The sequence below is a fragment of the Leifsonia shinshuensis genome (genome assembly GCF_014217625.1).
Classification (GTDB): Bacteria; Actinomycetota; Actinomycetes; order Actinomycetales; family Microbacteriaceae; genus Leifsonia; species Leifsonia shinshuensis_A.
This window is the reverse complement of the sequence record NZ_CP043641.1, coordinates 4,084,670-4,099,208: the sequence shown is the minus strand read 5'-3', so window position 1 is coordinate 4,099,208 and position 14,539 is coordinate 4,084,670. Positions and strand designations below refer to the sequence as shown.

Below are 14,539 nucleotides of genomic sequence, written 5' to 3'. Positions count from 1 at the left end.
CATCAGTGGAAGAAGTGGCGCTCCCCGGTGAAGTACATCGTCACCCCGGCCGCCTTCGCGGCGGCGATGACGTCCTCGTCGCGAATCGAACCGCCCGGCTGCACGATCGCGGACACGCCGGCGGCGATCAGGATCTCGGGGCCGTCGGCGAACGGGAAGAACGCGTCGGAGGCCGCCACCGAGCCCGCGGCGCGGTCGCCCGCGCGGCTGACGGCGAGGTTGCAGGAGTCCACCCGGTTGACCTGGCCCATGCCGACGCCGACGGAGGCGCCGTCCTTGGCGAGCAGGATCGCGTTCGACTTGACCGCGCGGCACGCCTTCCAGGCGAACTCGAGGTCGGCGCGCGTCGCGGCGTCGGCCTCCTCGCCGGAGACGAGCGTCCAGCCGCTCGAGTCGAAGGAGTCGAAGCGGTCCGCGTCCTGCACCAGCACACCGCCGGAGAGCTGCCGGAACTCGGTCGTCGACCGGGCGTAGCCCTCAGGCAGGCGGAGGATGCGGAGGTTCTTCTTCGTCTGCAGCAGCTCCAGCGCCTCCGGCTCGAAGTCCGGGGCGATGAGCACCTCGGTGAAGATGCCCTTCACCGTCTCGGCCATCGCGAGCGTCACCGTGCGGTTTGCCGCGATCACGCCGCCGTAGGCGGAGACCGGGTCGCACTCGTGCGCCTTGCGGTGGGCGTCGGCGATGTCGTCGGAGACCGCGATGCCGCACGGGTTGGCGTGCTTGATGATCGCCACGGCCGGCTCGGTGAAGTCGTACGCGCTGCGCAGGGCTGCGTCGGCGTCCACGTAGTTGTTGTACGACATCTCCTTGCCGCCGAGCTGCGTCGCCTGGGCGATCCCGCGGCCGGCCGGGTCGGCGTAGAGCGCCGCGGCCTGGTGCGAGTTCTCGCCGTAGCGGAGGGTCTGCTTCAGCTCGGCGCGCACTTCGAAGCGCTCGGCGAAGTCGTCGGTCGAGGGGGCCTCCCCCGCGAACCACGCCGCGACGGCGCCGTCGTAGGAGGCCGTGTGCGCGAACGCCTTGGCGGCGAGCGCCCGGCGCTGGTCGAAGCTCGTGCCGCCGGCGGCGACCGCGGCCGTGACCTCCGCGTAGTCGTCCGGCGAGACGACGATGGCGACGTTCGCGTGGTTCTTCGCCGACGCGCGCACCATGGCCGGGCCGCCGATGTCGATCTGCTCGACCACGTCGTTGCCGACCGCGCCGGAGGCCACGGTCTCCACGAACGGGTACAGGTTGACGACGACGAGCTCGAACGGCTCGATGCCCAGGTCCTTGAGCTGGTCCTCGTGCGAGGCGAGGCGCAGGTCGGCGAGCAGGCCGGAGTGGATCGCTGGATGCAGCGTCTTGACCCGGCCGTCCAGCGACTCCGGGAAGCCGGTGACGCTCGCGACGTCGGTCACGGCGTGGCCCGCGTCGCGGATGGTCTGCGCGGTGGAGCCGGTCGACACGATCTCGACCCCGGCCTCCGCCAGCGTCGCGGCGAGTTCGAGGAGGCCCGTCTTGTCGCTGACCGAGATCAGTGCGCGACGGATCGGGACGACGTCCCGTTCGCGGTAGAGGCTGGCGTCGTGGCGGGGTCCGCTCATACTCGGGAGAGCTCCTTGAGGTCGATGTGTCCGTTGGCGATGTCGAGGACGGCGTCGATGAGCAGCCGCCGCTCCACGGGTTTGATGCGTTCGTGCAGGCTGGCCTCGGTGTCGCCCGGCACGATCGGGACGCGCTCCTGGCTGATCACGGGGCCGGCGTCCACGCCGTTGTCGACCACGATCAGGCTGGCGCCGGTCTGCGTGACGCCGGCGGCGAGCGCGTCACGGACGCCGTGGGCGCCCGGGAACTCGGGCAGGTAGGCGGGGTGCGTGTTGATCAGGTGCGGCGAGAGTGCGTCGACCACGCGGGGCGGGACCAGTCGCATGAAGCCCGACAGGATGACGAGGTCCGGCTCCCACAGCCGGATCTGCTCCAGCAGGGCGTCGCCCCACTCCTCCCGGCTGTCGTAGGAGGTGAACGGGACCGTGAACGACGGGATGCCGAACTCCTCGGCATGGTCCAGCCCGTCGGCCTCGCGGTCGGCTCCCACCGCGACGACGCGGGCGGGGAACTCGGCGTCGGAGGCGGCCTCCAGCAGCGCACGCAGATTGGAGCCACCACCGGAGATCAGCACGACGATCGAGAGCACGCGACAAGCCTACCCATGCGGCGCGCCGCGGTCGGACCAGGTGACGGGAGCGGCCGGGGTCAGCGCCGGGCGCGGCCTCCGACCACGAGCCCGATGACGGCGGCGACCGCGACCTCCGCCGCCGCGAGCGCGCCGACGAGCCATGGGTTCGGCCCGACGTCGTGCAGCCGGCCGGGGCCGAGGGCGCCGGACGACCACCAGGCCAGGAGGCCGAGCTCGATGCCCGCGACGACGCCGATGCCGAGCGCGGTGAGGACGAGCGCCAGCGCTCCATCGGTCTGCGTCCTCCTCGTACCGCGGAGCAGGGCGGCGGCGAGGAACCCGGCGAGCAGCGGCACGATCACGCCCGCCAGCCCGAACGCGTAGCCATGGCTGGGGATGACGCCGAAGAGCGGGACGCCGGGGAGCGGGCCGAGCGCGGTCCCGATCGGGCTGACCGTGGAGCCGGTGCCGATCGCGAACCCGGGGCCGACCAGCCACGACATCAGCCAGATGACGAGGTTGGGCAGGAAGGCGAGCTGGGCCACGGTCAAGGCGATCCCACCGGCGACCCCGGTCTGGAGCTGCTCGTACAGGCCGATGATCGCGCCGTAGTTGCCGAAGATGAGGAGCGTCAGGATGAGAGCGGACAGCCCGATGACGATCGCGGTGGCTGCGCTGCCCGCACGGAGGGCGCCGAGGACGGCCGTGCGGACCGGGGCCGGGACCGCGGCGACCCGCGAGCGGACGGCCATGGCGACGGGAGCGGGCGCCGCTCCCCTGCCGGAGGACGACGGGCCGCCGTCGGACGTCCGGTCGACGCCGCGCTCGGCGGACTGCTCCCGTCCGCCGCGGAGCGCGGCGAACACGAAGCCGATCCCGATCCCGAGCGCGTAGACGAAGGTCGGCAGCACGAAGCCCTGCCAGAGCGACGGCTCGACGATCGCGCTTCCGGCCGTCGCGGTCACCAGGACCGAGATCAGGAAGAACACGCCGAGGGCGAAGACGGCGCCGGTCGCACGGTACGGCGTCTCGGCCGCCCGCGACCCGGTCCGCACCCCCAGGCCGGCGGTGAGGGCGGCGAAGCCCAGCAGGGCGATCGTCACCTGGAACGGCGCGGCTGCGGCGGGGAGGCCGAGCGACCCGACGAGCTGCGGGTCGAGGGACACCGTGAGGTTGACACCATGCCCGATCAGCCAGATGTCGGCCGTCGCACGCCAGACGATCGCGAAGTCGCCGGCCAGATGGTACTGGGCCGCCCACAGCACGGTGAGCGGGACGAGGCAGATCGCGAGGCCGATCGCGGCGACGATGACCGCCTCGAGCGCGGCGAGCAGGGCGACGGTTGTGCGATTCATTTCCGGATGGAGCCTACCCGCCGCGCGGCCGCCCGCCCGGCAGACACTTCGGCGCTCAGGAGACGGTCATCACCGGGGTGTCGTCGTCGGCGTTCTCCGGGATGGTGATGACCGGTCGCTGCACGAGTTCGAGGATGGCGATCACGACCGCCGCGATCACCAGCGTCCAGATGATGAGCGACGGCGTGAGCGGCCTCACGAACAGGACGACCGCCGCCGCGATGACCGCGACCGCCGCCCGCAGCAGCACCCGCTGGGCGTAGATCCACTCCCCCACCCGGCCGGTCGTGATCCCGTGCCGCTCGGCGGACTCCCGCACCCAGGTCACGCCGGAGCCGAAGAAGCCGCGCAGCTTGCGCGGCACGCCGAACGGCCCGGAGTACCAGGCGACCAGCGCGACCACGATCGCGAGCACGAGTACCGCGACCCCGGTGTCCTTCATGGCGGTGGAGACCGTCACGTAGAGCGTCGACGCGACCCCCGCGGGCACGAGCGCAGGCGAGGCCGAGGCGATGAACACGATCTTGCCGATCGCGATCGCGGAGATCACGACGATCATCGCGATGCCGAGGGCCGACGCCGCGCCGATCAGGGCGAGGGCCCGGCGGCGCGCCACGATCACGCCGAGCGCGAGCAGGCCGATCGAGACCCAGGGCAGCCACGCCCCTGCCACCACCGCGAGGTTGTAGAAGACCTGGATCGTGGGGATGGACGAGTTCTGCGCGACGGTGATGGTCTTGTCGATCGTCGGGATGCGCGACGCGAACGTGATGCCCTGGTCCACCAGCAGCTGCTTCACCCGGTCGATGATCGGCCCGAGCTGGATGCCGACCGAGCCGTCCTTCCCGATCGCGACCGCGGCCTTCGGGTCGCCCTGCATCGTCGCGACGAGCTGGGTATGGCTGGCGCGCAGGGCGTCCTGCCACACCTGGGCGAACGCGTCCGAGGCGACGAACCGGCCGACGGTGGTCTGGATGAGGGACACGATGCCCTGCGCCAGCGGCGCCTTCAGCGCGTCGAGCGCTTTCGTCGCCACCGGGCCGGTGCCGAGCCCGGTGATACCGTCGATGACCTGCGAGGTGAGCCCCGGGATGTCGACGTGCTCCTGGATGACCTTGACCGTCTCGTCCGTCACGTACGCCTGCACGCCCGGGTCCTTGGCGAGCGGTGCGTAGGTGGCGACGAACGCGTCGGTGTCGGTGAGCTGCACCTTCGCCCACGACGCCACCACCGCGACGGGCGCCAGGATCGCGCCGATCACGATGAGGACCACGGCGAACAGCGTCCAGACCCAGCCGCGCGTGTGCTTCGGCTCGGAGACGGGCGCGAGGTCGGGCAGCGGCTCGGTCGCGTTCTCGTCGAGCCTGTCGCGGAGCGCGGCGTTCTCGGCCTCGAGCGCTGCGACCCGGCGTGCCAGCTCGGCGTTCGTCAGACGTGGCATCGCATCCCCCTCCCGGACGGTTGCGCTCACTGTAGCGCCGCTGTACCGGCCGCGGGCAGGCCTCGATCCAGGCTGTGGAGAAACGGATCGGGGCCGGACTCCGTGGAGGAGTCCGGCCCCGATCGGCGGTTCGAGCGGTGCTCTTACAGCGCCGCGTAGACTTCGCGGAGCAGCGCGGCGGTCTCGGACGGGGTCTTGCCGACCTTCACGCCCGCGGCCTCCAACGCCTCCTTTTTCGCCTGCGCCGTGCCGGCCGAGCCGGAGACGATCGCACCGGCGTGGCCCATCGTCTTGCCCTCGGGCGCGGTGAAGCCGGCCACGTAGCCGACGACCGGCTTGGTCACGTTCGCCTTGATGAAGTCGGCGGCGCGCTCCTCGGCGTCGCCGCCGATCTCGCCGATCATGACGATCGCCTTGGTCTCCGGGTCGGCCTCGAACGCGGCGAGCGCGTCGATGTGGGTGGTGCCGATGATCGGGTCGCCGCCGATGCCGATGGCGGTGGAGAAGCCCAGGTCGCGCAGCTCGTACATCATCTGGTAGGTCAGGGTGCCGGACTTGGAGACCAGGCCGATCGGGCCCTTGCCGGTGATCGTGGCCGGGGTGATGCCGACGAGCGACTCACCCGGGGTGATGATGCCGGGGCAGTTCGGGCCGATGATCCGGGTCTTGTTGCCCTTCTCCTTGGCGTAGGCCCAGGCCTCGGCCGAGTCCTGCACCGGGATGCCCTCGGTGATGACGACGAGCAGCGGGATCTCGGCGTCGATGGCCTCGACCATGGCGTCCTTCGCGAACGCCGGCGGCACGAAGACGATCGACACGTCGGCGCCGGTCTTCTCGATGGCCTCCACGACGGTGCCGAAGACGGGCAGCTCGACGTCGCCGTGGGTCACGGTGGTGCCGGCCTTGCGGGCGTTGACGCCGCCGACGACCTGGGTGCCGGCCTTCAGCATGAGCGCGGTGTGCTTGGTGCCCTCGCCGCCGGTGATGCCCTGGACGATGACCTTGGAGTCCTTGTTGAGGAAGATAGACATTCTCTGATTCGTCCTTGCTTACTTCGCGGCCAGCTCGGCGGCCTTGTCGGCGCCTTCGTCCATGGTGAGTGCGAGGGTGACCAGCGGGTGGTTCGCCTCGGTGAGGATGCGGCGGCCCTCGTCGACCTTGTTGCCGTCCAGGCGCACGACCAGGGGCTTGTTGGCCTCGTCGCCGAGGATCTGCAGCGCCTTCACGATGCCGTTCGCGACCGCGTCGCAGGCGGTGATGCCGCCGAAGACGTTGACGAACACGCTCTCGACCTGCGGGTCGTTGAGGATGACGTCGAGCCCGGCCGCCATGACCTCGGCGGACGCGCCGCCGCCGATGTCGAGGAAGTTCGCCGGCTTGACGCCCTTGTGCTTCTCGCCCGCGTAGGCGACGACGTCGAGCGTGGACATGACCAGTCCCGCGCCGTTGCCGATGATGCCGACCTGGCCGTCGAGCTTGACGTAGTTGAGCCCGGCCTTCTTGGCCTTGGCCTCCAGCGGGTCGGCGGCCTCCGCATCCTCGAGCGCCTCGTGCTCGGGGTGACGGAAGTCGGCGTTCTCGTCGAGGGTGACCTTGCCGTCGAGGGCGATGATGTCGCCCTCCTCGGTGAGGACCAGCGGGTTGACCTCGACCAGCGTCGCGTCCTCGCCGGTGTAGACGTCGTACAGCTTGACGAACACGTCGGCGACCTTCGCGACCAGCTCGTCGGGGAAGCCGGCGGCCTTGGCGATCTCGGTGGCCTTGGCGGTGTCGACGCCGCCGCGCGGGTCGACCTCGATGCGGGCGAGCGCTTCGGGCTTCTCGACCGCGAGCTGCTCGATCTCCATGCCGCCCTCGACGCTGGTCAGCGACAGGTAGGAGCGGTTGGCCCGGTCGAGGAGCACCGAGAAGTAGAACTCGCGGGCGATGCGGGCGCCGCCGGCGACCATCACCCGGCGGACCACGTGGCCCTTGATGTCCAGGCCCAGGATGGCCTTGGCGGCCTCTTCGGCCTCCTCCGGCGTCTTGGCGACCTTCACGCCGCCCGCCTTGCCACGGCCTCCGACCTTGACCTGCGCCTTGACGACGGTGACGCCGCCCAGCTTCTCCGCGGCCGCGCGGACCTCCTCCGGAGTGTCCGCGACGATGCCCGGAAGGACCGGGACGCCGTACTTCTCAAACAGGTCTCTGGCCTGGTACTCGAATAGATCCACGGTTATCCAATCCGCTGATTTCCGGCGCGCTCGTGACGCTCCGGCTGTTGTCTCCTGGGCGGTCCGGCGGGAGAATAGCTCGACGCCGAGATAAATTCGCCAGTGAGAACTTTAGCGCGTCCGACTGAACAGCCCGAATCGGTTTCTCCTCCACAGGGCGAAGCGCAGGCCAACCTCTCCACGGATTCGGTCCGGGCCGCCCGCGGGCGGTCCGTCGCCGCGACCGTTGACGGCATGACACATCGCATCTCGAACCTCGTGACCGTCTTCGTCCTCGCCGGCCTCGCCGTCTTCCTCACCATGCTGCAGACCCTGGTCGCCGCGCCGGACGCCAGGGCTCTCTCCGGCGCGGGCCATGGCCCCGGCTACCTCTCCGGGGACGGCTGGTGGCTCGGCACATACCGGCTCGACGACGGCGCGCAGGGCTTCTGCCTGAACGCCGGACGGCCGAGCCCCACCGGGCACGGCTACGACTACGCCGACGCCGCGGCGCTCGGCTGGTACACGCCGGAGCAGTCGGCCTCCCTCGCCTACATCTCCCGCACCTGGGCAGGCACCGACGACAGGCTCACGGCCGCCGCCGGACAGCTCGCCACGTGGCTGGTCGCCGGGCTCGGCGGCCACACACCGGAAGAGCTCGCAGCCCGTGCCGGCTCGGACGCCGGCGCCGTGCTCGCCCGGGCGCGCGAGATGGTGGACGAGGCAGCGCGCCTCGGCTCGACCGCCGTGCGCGCGGACGCCGTGCTCGAGCTGGCGGAGACCGGGCCCGGCCGGGTCCGCGTCGAGCTCTCCGTCGTGCGGCCCTCCGGCACGGAGCTCGTCGGGCCCGGCGCCCACGTCGTGCGGGTGTCCCTCGACGGCGCCACGTTCGCCGGCGGCGCCCGAGACGCCGACGTGCCGAACGGGACCGACGTGGCGATCGTCCCGTCCGGCGACGGGCCGAGCGTGACCGTCAGCGCGACGGCCTCCCTCGACGGGCTGCCGTACGGCGACCGGCTGCTGGTCGCCGCGCCGCACGGAGACGCGCAGGCCGTGCTCGTGGCCGTGCCCGCGACGGCGGAGGCCCGCGCGGGGGCGTACACGACGGGTCCGTCGCCGCTGCCGTTCCAGCCCGTCGTCTCGACGGTGACCAGCGCTCCGGAGGCGCTGCCCGGGGCGCTGATCCACGACCGGCTCACGGTCTCGGTCGACACCGCGGACGGGCTGCTCCCGGCCTGGGGCGTCCGCGCGGTGGACGACGGCTTCGAGCCAGTGGAGGCCGTCGTGGAGAGCACGTTGTACGGCACGTTCGACGCCCCGCTCGCCGAGTCGCCGGACGTGCCGGACGGCGCCCCGAAGGTCTGCACGGTGGAGACGACGGTGGACGGCACGGGTGAGTACGACACCCCGGAATGCGCCATCCCCGCGGCCGGACACTACGTCTGGACCGAGCGGATCGATCCGGCGCGCCTGTCCTCGGGAGACGGCGGCGAGCGGATCCGCCCCTGGGCGTCGCCGTTCGGCGTCGCCGCAGAGATCACGCTGGCCTCTGTTCCGGTGGTGCCCGCGCCGGAGGAGCCCACGCCGACGACGATGGCGCCTGCCGCGCTCGCGGAGACGGGCGGTTCCTGGTCGGCGCGGGCGTGGCCGGCGGCTGTCGCCCTCGGGCTCGGCGGCGGCGGTGTCCTGACCGCCGTCCACGGGTGGCGACTGCGTCGCCGGAACGCAGGCTCCCGTTGCAGGATGGACGCATGACCACCGCCCGCACCGCCCGCGGCCCCGGGGCGACCAGGGAGCTCACGTACCGGCAGCTCGCCGGCGAGGCGCTCTGCCTCGCCGGCGGCGGCCGGGCCCTGCTCCTTCAGATCGCGCACCCGGCCGTCGGGCGCGGGGTCGTGGAGCACAGCGATTTCGCCAACCGGATGCTGGACCGGTTCCACGCGACGATGACCTTCCTCTACGCTGCGACGTTCGCGACACCCGCGGAGTTCGAGGCGGTCCGCCGTCGGGTCAACCAGGCGCACGCGCCCGTGCGCGGCGCGGCGACCGCCACGCAACCGGCCTACAGCGCCTTCGATCGGGAGCTGCAGCTCTGGGTGGCTGCGACGCTCTACGCGACGATGGCCGACCTCGGCGAGCGCGTCTTCGGGGCGCCGAGCCCTGGCGCGCGGCAGGAGCTGTACCGCGAAGCGACCCGGTCCGGCTTCGGCCTCCAGGTCCGTCCGGACGAGTGGCCGGCCACCGAGGCGGACTTCCGCGAGTACTGGGACGACATGGTCGGGCGGCTGCGTGTGACGGACGCGACGCGGGTGGTCGCCGGCCAGATCCTCCATCCGCGAGGCGTGCCGCTCTGGCTGCGGGCCACGCTCCCGGACGCGCGGATCGTCACGACCGGGCTGCTGCCGCCCAGCGTGCGGGACCAGTTCCGGCTGCCGTGGACCCCGTCGATCGAGCGGGGCTTCGAACGGCGGATGCGGGTGGCCGCGACGGTCTACCCACGGCTTCCCGACCGGCTCCGGCAGCGGCCGCGCGACCTGTACCTGCGGCGGCTGCGGCGGTCGCTGGAGGGAGGGGGCGGCTAGGCCGCCAGCCCGCGCGACCGCTCGGCCCACCGGGCGAGCAGCACCAAGCCGACCCCGATGCCGGCGCCGAGCACGGTCTCGAGCACGCGGTCCACGACCAGCGTGCTGAGCGGGGCCGGGGAGGCCAGGTGCGAGACGGCGAGCGCCATCGGGGTGATGAAGAGCAGGGCCGAGCCGTAGTGGCGGCCGACCAGCATCTCCGCGAAGAACTGGCAGACCACGATCACCGCGATCACCACCAGGGCCGGCGGCGACCACACCAGGACCAGCGCCGCCACGGCGACGCCTCCGATCGTGCCGAAGATCCGGTGCAGCGAGCGGGAGATCGAGTGCGCGGCACGCGCGGGAGGGATGACGGCGACCAGGCTCACGACGGCCCAGTAGGCGTGGCCCAGCCCGAAGGCGAGGGCGATCCCGCCTGCCAGGAGGACGCCCACCGCGTTCTGCGCCGCGGTCAGCCAGACGCGGCGGTCGCGCAGGACGGTCAGGTCCACGCCGGGGCGGCGGTGCAGCTTCTTGAGGAACACCGCTCCTGTGCGTGCGGCCTTGTCTCCGGCCCAGCGGCGCAGCAGCCAGCCCGACATCGTCAGCAGCCACGAGAACGCGGCGACGGCGGCGGCGAGGCCGATCCGTCCCCAGGCTTCCGCCGCGGGCGTCGGGATCGCCGCGCAGACCAGCAGCGCGAACACGAAGAACAGCGGCTGCGCCGGCAGCAGCTGGAAGGCCGTCGCGAAGAATGTCCCGACCACCACCACGGCCACCAGCAACACCGCGGCCAGCCACAGAGGCTCGCCCAGCACGGCGACGAGGACGCCGAGCGCAATGCTCGCGAGCAGCGCGATCGCGGCAACCGAGACGCTGCGGAGGCGGAGCCGGTACGGCTCGTTGCGGCCGTACAGGGCGGTGAACGCGCCGAACGTCGCGTACGCCGCGAGGTCGAGCCGTCCGACCGCGAACAGCACCAGCAGCGGCACCGCGACAGCGGCGGCGGCCCGGAAGCCGACCTCGACGCTCAGGGAGGCGAACTGCCTCCGCCCCAGCCTCACAGCTTGTCGATCGGTGCGATCTTGATGAGGAGCTTCTTCGCGCCCACCTTCTCGAACTGGACGTGCGCGACGCGCTTGGCGCCCTCGCCGGTGACGTTGGTCACCCGGCCGTCGCCGAAGTCGGCGTGCCGGATGCGGTCGCCCGGCGCGAGCTCCAGGTCGCCGTTGTCGCGGACCTTGCCGGTCACCCGGTTCGGCCACTCGGCCTTCGGGCGCTCGGCCGGGGCGCTGCCGCCGACCGGATAGCTCTCGTTCCAGCGGCCGGCCGTGCCGCCGATCCCGGGCCGGCGGGCGTTCAGCGCGCGCGACTGCGAGCCGCCCCGGCCGTTCGCCGCACCCGGCGACTGGCGCCAGTCGATCAGGTCCGTCGGGATCTCCTGCAGGTACCGGCTCGGCATCGCGACCGCGGTCTCGCCGAACTGGGCGCGCGTCATGGCCAGCGAGAGGAACAGGCGCTTCTTGGCGCGCGTGATCCCCACGTAGAACAGCCGCCGCTCCTCCGCCGGTCCGCCCGGCTCGTTGGCCGACATCCGGTGCGGGAGGAGGTCCTCCTCGATGCCGGTCAGGAACACGGCGTCGTACTCCAGCCCCTTGGCCGTGTGCAGGGTCATCAGCGACACGGAGCCGCTGGAGTCGTCGATCTCGTCCGCCGCGGCGACCAGCGACACCTCGGTGAGGAAGTCGACCAGCGTGCCATCCGGGTTGTTGCGCGCGAACTCGCGGGTCACCGCGACCAGCTCGTCCACGTTCTCGGCGCGCGCCTCGTCCTGCGGGTCGCGGCTGTTGCGCAGTACCTCGAGGTAGCCGCTGCCGTCGAGCAGGAAGGTGAGGACGTCCGCGACCGCCGCGACTCCCGCCGGGTTGGCCGGGTCGATCTTCGCCGCGGCCTCGTCCAGCAGCCCGGAGAGCTGCAGGATCGCGCCGGTCACCTTGGGGCCGAGGCCGAGCGAGCCCGCGTCGCGCATGGCGTCGCGGAACGTGAAGCCGTTGTCCTCCGCATAGCTGGCGAGCTGCGTCTCGGTCGCCGGGCCGATGCCGCGCTTGGGCGTGTTCAGGATGCGGCGCAGCGCGAGGGTGTCGTCGGGGTTGGCGACCGTGATCAGGTACGCCATCGCGTCCTTGATCTCGGCGCGCTCGTAGAACTTGGTGCCGCCCATGACCTTGTACGGCAGGGCCGAGCGGATGAAGATCTCCTCCAGCGCACGGGTCTGCGCGTTCGTCCGGTAGAACACCGCCATGTCCTTGTAGTCCATGCCTGCGGCGTGCAGCTTCTCGATCTCGTCCGCGACGAACTGCGCTTCGTCGTGACCGGAGTACCCGGTGTAGCCGATGATCTTGTCGCCGTCGCCGACCGCCGTCCAGAGCTTCTTGTCCTTGCGGTCGAAGTTGTTGGCGATCACGGCGTTGGCCGCGCTCAGGATGTTCTGCGTCGACCGGTAGTTCTGCTCCAGCAGCACCACCTTCGCGCCGGGGAAGTCGCGCTCGAACTCCACGATGTTGCGGATGTCCGCACCGCGGAAGGCGTAGATCGACTGGTCCGAGTCGCCGACCACGGTCAGCGAGGCGCCCGGGATGGCGCCGACCACGTCGCGCAGCTTGCTGACGTTGCGGCCGTGCTGCTCCATCTCCTCCGCGATGTCGGGCGAGACCGGCATGGTCAGCTCGCGGATGAGCGAGTACTGCGCGTGGTTGGTGTCCTGGTACTCGTCCACCAGGATGTGCCGGAAGCGGGTCTGGTACAGCGCGGCCACCTTCGGGAAGGCGCGGAACAGGAACACCGTCTCGGCGATGAGGTCGTCGAAGTCGAAGGCGTTGGCCCGGCGAAGAGCGCGGGTGTACTGCCGGAAGATCTCGAGGAACATCACCTCCTGCGGGTCGCTCAGGTTGGCCGAGCGCGCGTACGTCTCGATGTCGGTGAGCTCGTTCTTGAGCTTGGAGATGCGGCCGGAGGTCCCCGCGACGGTGAAGCCGAGCGTGTCGGCGTCCAGCTCCTTGATGATCCGTTTGAGCAGCGCGCGGGTGTCGCCGGAGTCGTAGATCGTGAAGCTCTGCGTCTTGCCGATCGTCTCGGCCTCCCGGCGCAGGATGCGGACGCACGCCGAGTGGAAGGTCGAGATCCACATGCCCTGCGCGCGGCCGCCGAGCAGCTGCTCGACGCGCTCGCGCATCTCGTTGGCCGCCTTGTTGGTGAACGTGATCGCCAGGATCTCGCTCGGCCAGGCCTCCCGGCTCTCGATGAGCCCGGCGATGCGCCGGGTCAGGACACTGGTCTTGCCGGAGCCTGCGCCCGCGACGATGAGGAGGGCGGGGCCGCGGTACTCGGCGGCCTCGCGCTGCTGCGGGTTGAGCCCCGCGAACAAGCGGTCGCTCGGGCTGCGGTGTCCGCCTCCGCTGCCGCTGCCGCTGCCGGATCCGCCGCGCGCGGCGCCGTCGCCTGGGCGCACGTCGCCCTCCCAGCCGTCGAGGATGATCGGCACGGAGGAGGGCACCGCGGAAGAGGAGGAGGGGGCGTCGGGAAGGCTCGTCATGTCTCGACACATTTTAGCCGCCGCCACCGTCATCGCGGCCGGGTGCCGGGACGCCGTCGGACGCCGGGCCGGGACCCGCGCCAGGACGCGGCCGGACGGCGGGCGCCCGACCGCTCAGCGCCCGTCGCGCACGGCCACGGCGAGGTCGGGATGGTCGGCGAACACCCCGTCGACGCCGGAGTGCAGCAGGATCGCGAAGAGCCGCCGCCAGTCGCCCCACTCGTCGTCGCGGCCCGGTCCGCGGAACTCGGCCGGCAGCATCCCGTTCTCCGGCCGGAGCGTCCAGCAGTACACGAACAGTCCGGCCGAGTGCGCGAGGTCGACCAGATCGGAGGTCACCGCGCCGATGTCGACGCCACCCTCGTCCTCGCCGAACAGCCCGACCGCCACGGAGCCCGAATGCAGGATCTGGGAGACGTCCACGCTGATGCCGTCGACCCGATCCGCCGGCGACGCCGCCGAGCCGAGGGCGTACAGCCCGCGCAGCGTCAGGTCGGAGGCGTACCCCGGCGCCGCCGCCCCCAGCGACGCGACGCGGTCGGCGGGCGCCCCCTCACCCTCCAGCAGGTAGACGCGCCTGCCCCGGAACCCGCCGTCGTGGAGGCGGCCGAGCACCGTCTTCTCGAAACTCTCGGCGACCAGCCCCGGGTGGTCCGACCAGCCCGCGTCCGCGAGCTCGGACAGGAACAGCTCGTGCAGCGGCAGCCCCGCCGCCTCGAAGTAGGTGGCGTGCTTCAGCTCGGCGACCAGGCCGAGCGCCCGGCTCGCCGCGTCGGAGGCGGCGTCCACGACCTCCAGGACGTCCGCGAGCCGGAGGATCGGGTAGCGGTCGTCGAAGGTCGCGCTCGCCTGCCGCAGCTGCGGCACCCGCTCCCGCGCGCGCAACGTGGCCAGCTCGGTCCACGTGAAGTCCTCGGTGAACCAGCCGGTCAGCGGCAGCCCGTCGACCTCCTTGGTCGTGCGCCGCGCCGCGAACTCGGGGTGGTCGGCCACGTTGGTGGTGCCGGAGATCTCGTTCTCGTGCCGAACCACCAGGACGCCGTCCTTCGTGGCGACCAGGTCGGGCTCCACGGAGTCCGCGCCGAGGGCGAACGCCAGCTCGTACGCGGCCCGGGTGTGCTCCGGCCGGTAGCCGGGCGCGCCCCGATGGCCGATCACGGACGGTCTGGAGCGGGCACGCATGTGGCGATACTAGTCGGCGGCCTCGGCCGTTCCGGTGCGCACCTGCGGGTGAAACAAT

The 14,539-nt window shown here is 71.9% G+C and carries 11 protein-coding genes; 2 read left to right on the top strand and 9 right to left on the bottom strand.

The window, feature by feature from the left end:
- Positions 1–2 precede the first annotated feature (2 nt).
- The 6 genes from purH to sucC all read right to left on the bottom strand — a co-directional run bounded on the left by purH (position 3) and on the right by sucC (position 7,164).
- Positions 3–1,583: a bifunctional phosphoribosylaminoimidazolecarboxamide formyltransferase/IMP cyclohydrolase gene (gene purH, locus F1C12_RS19955; protein WP_185276553.1), complete on the bottom strand. Its 1,581-nt coding sequence runs from the start codon at positions 1,581–1,583 to the stop codon at positions 3–5.
- Positions 1,580–2,173 carry a phosphoribosylglycinamide formyltransferase gene (purN, locus tag F1C12_RS19950; RefSeq protein ID WP_185276552.1) on the bottom strand — a complete coding sequence of 198 codons (594 nt, stop codon included), beginning with the start codon at positions 2,171–2,173 and terminating at the stop codon, positions 1,580–1,582. The genes purH and purN overlap by 4 nt, the downstream gene beginning before the upstream one ends.
- 59 nt (positions 2,174–2,232) lie before the next feature.
- Positions 2,233–3,510, bottom strand: a complete 1,278-nt coding sequence (locus tag F1C12_RS19945; protein ID WP_185276551.1) for a cell division protein PerM — start codon at positions 3,508–3,510, stop codon at positions 2,233–2,235.
- A gap of 55 nt (positions 3,511–3,565) precedes the next feature.
- Entirely contained in the window at positions 3,566–4,951 is a 1,386-nt protein-coding gene (locus F1C12_RS19940; RefSeq protein ID WP_185276550.1) for a hypothetical protein, read from the bottom strand.
- A gap of 143 nt (positions 4,952–5,094) precedes the next feature.
- Entirely contained in the window at positions 5,095–5,982 is an 888-nt protein-coding gene (gene sucD, locus F1C12_RS19935; RefSeq protein ID WP_185276549.1) for a succinate--CoA ligase subunit alpha, read from the bottom strand.
- Positions 5,983–6,000: 18 nt separating this feature from the next.
- Positions 6,001–7,164 carry an ADP-forming succinate--CoA ligase subunit beta gene (gene sucC / locus F1C12_RS19930; protein ID WP_185276548.1) on the bottom strand — a complete coding sequence of 388 codons (1,164 nt, stop codon included), beginning with the start codon at positions 7,162–7,164 and terminating at the stop codon, positions 6,001–6,003.
- A 234-nt stretch (positions 7,165–7,398) separates the two neighbouring features.
- Here sucC and F1C12_RS19925 point away from each other — a divergent pair, with 234 nt between their 5' ends.
- Together F1C12_RS19925 and F1C12_RS19920 are read left to right on the top strand one after the other, a co-directional pair.
- A complete protein-coding gene (locus F1C12_RS19925; protein WP_185276547.1) occupies positions 7,399–8,898 on the top strand; it encodes a hypothetical protein in 1,500 nt (499 codons plus the stop codon).
- Positions 8,895–9,725, top strand: coding sequence for an oxygenase MpaB family protein (locus tag F1C12_RS19920; protein WP_185276546.1), 831 nt, complete (start codon positions 8,895–8,897; stop codon positions 9,723–9,725). Before F1C12_RS19925 ends, F1C12_RS19920 begins: the two co-directional genes overlap by 4 nt.
- Here F1C12_RS19920 and F1C12_RS19915 read toward each other — a convergent pair.
- From F1C12_RS19915 to F1C12_RS19905, 3 genes are all read right to left on the bottom strand, one after another.
- Positions 9,722–10,771 (bottom strand): FUSC family protein, encoded by a 1,050-nt coding sequence (locus tag F1C12_RS19915; RefSeq protein WP_185276545.1) that lies wholly within the window; start codon positions 10,769–10,771, stop codon positions 9,722–9,724. The genes F1C12_RS19920 and F1C12_RS19915 overlap by 4 nt on opposite strands.
- Positions 10,768–13,299, bottom strand: a complete 2,532-nt coding sequence (locus F1C12_RS19910) for an ATP-dependent helicase (protein WP_185276544.1) — start codon at positions 13,297–13,299, stop codon at positions 10,768–10,770. The genes F1C12_RS19915 and F1C12_RS19910 overlap by 4 nt, the downstream gene beginning before the upstream one ends.
- 114 nt (positions 13,300–13,413) lie before the next feature.
- On the bottom strand, positions 13,414–14,481 hold the full coding sequence (locus F1C12_RS19905; protein WP_185276543.1) for a glycerophosphodiester phosphodiesterase family protein: 1,068 nt from the start codon (positions 14,479–14,481) through the stop codon (positions 13,414–13,416).
- Positions 14,482–14,539 lie beyond the last annotated feature (58 nt).

What these genes read in the sequence shown, in the direction of transcription:
- purH (WP_185276553.1), bottom strand. Translation starts at nt 1,583, where the DNA reads ATGAGCGGACCCCGCCACGACGCCAGCCTCTACCGCGAACGGGACGTC.
- F1C12_RS19945 (WP_185276551.1), bottom strand. Translation starts at nt 3,510, where the DNA reads ATGAATCGCACAACCGTCGCCCTGCTCGCCGCGCTCGAGGCGGTCATC.
- F1C12_RS19940 (WP_185276550.1), bottom strand. Translation starts at nt 4,951, where the DNA reads ATGCCACGTCTGACGAACGCCGAGCTGGCACGCCGGGTCGCAGCGCTC.
- sucD (WP_185276549.1), bottom strand. Translation starts at nt 5,982, where the DNA reads ATGTCTATCTTCCTCAACAAGGACTCCAAGGTCATCGTCCAGGGCATC.
- F1C12_RS19925 (WP_185276547.1), top strand. Translation starts at nt 7,399, where the DNA reads ATGACACATCGCATCTCGAACCTCGTGACCGTCTTCGTCCTCGCCGGC.
- F1C12_RS19920 (WP_185276546.1), top strand. Translation starts at nt 8,895, where the DNA reads ATGACCACCGCCCGCACCGCCCGCGGCCCCGGGGCGACCAGGGAGCTC.
- F1C12_RS19910 (WP_185276544.1), bottom strand. Translation starts at nt 13,299, where the DNA reads ATGACGAGCCTTCCCGACGCCCCCTCCTCCTCTTCCGCGGTGCCCTCC.
- F1C12_RS19905 (WP_185276543.1), bottom strand. Translation starts at nt 14,481, where the DNA reads ATGCGTGCCCGCTCCAGACCGTCCGTGATCGGCCATCGGGGCGCGCCC.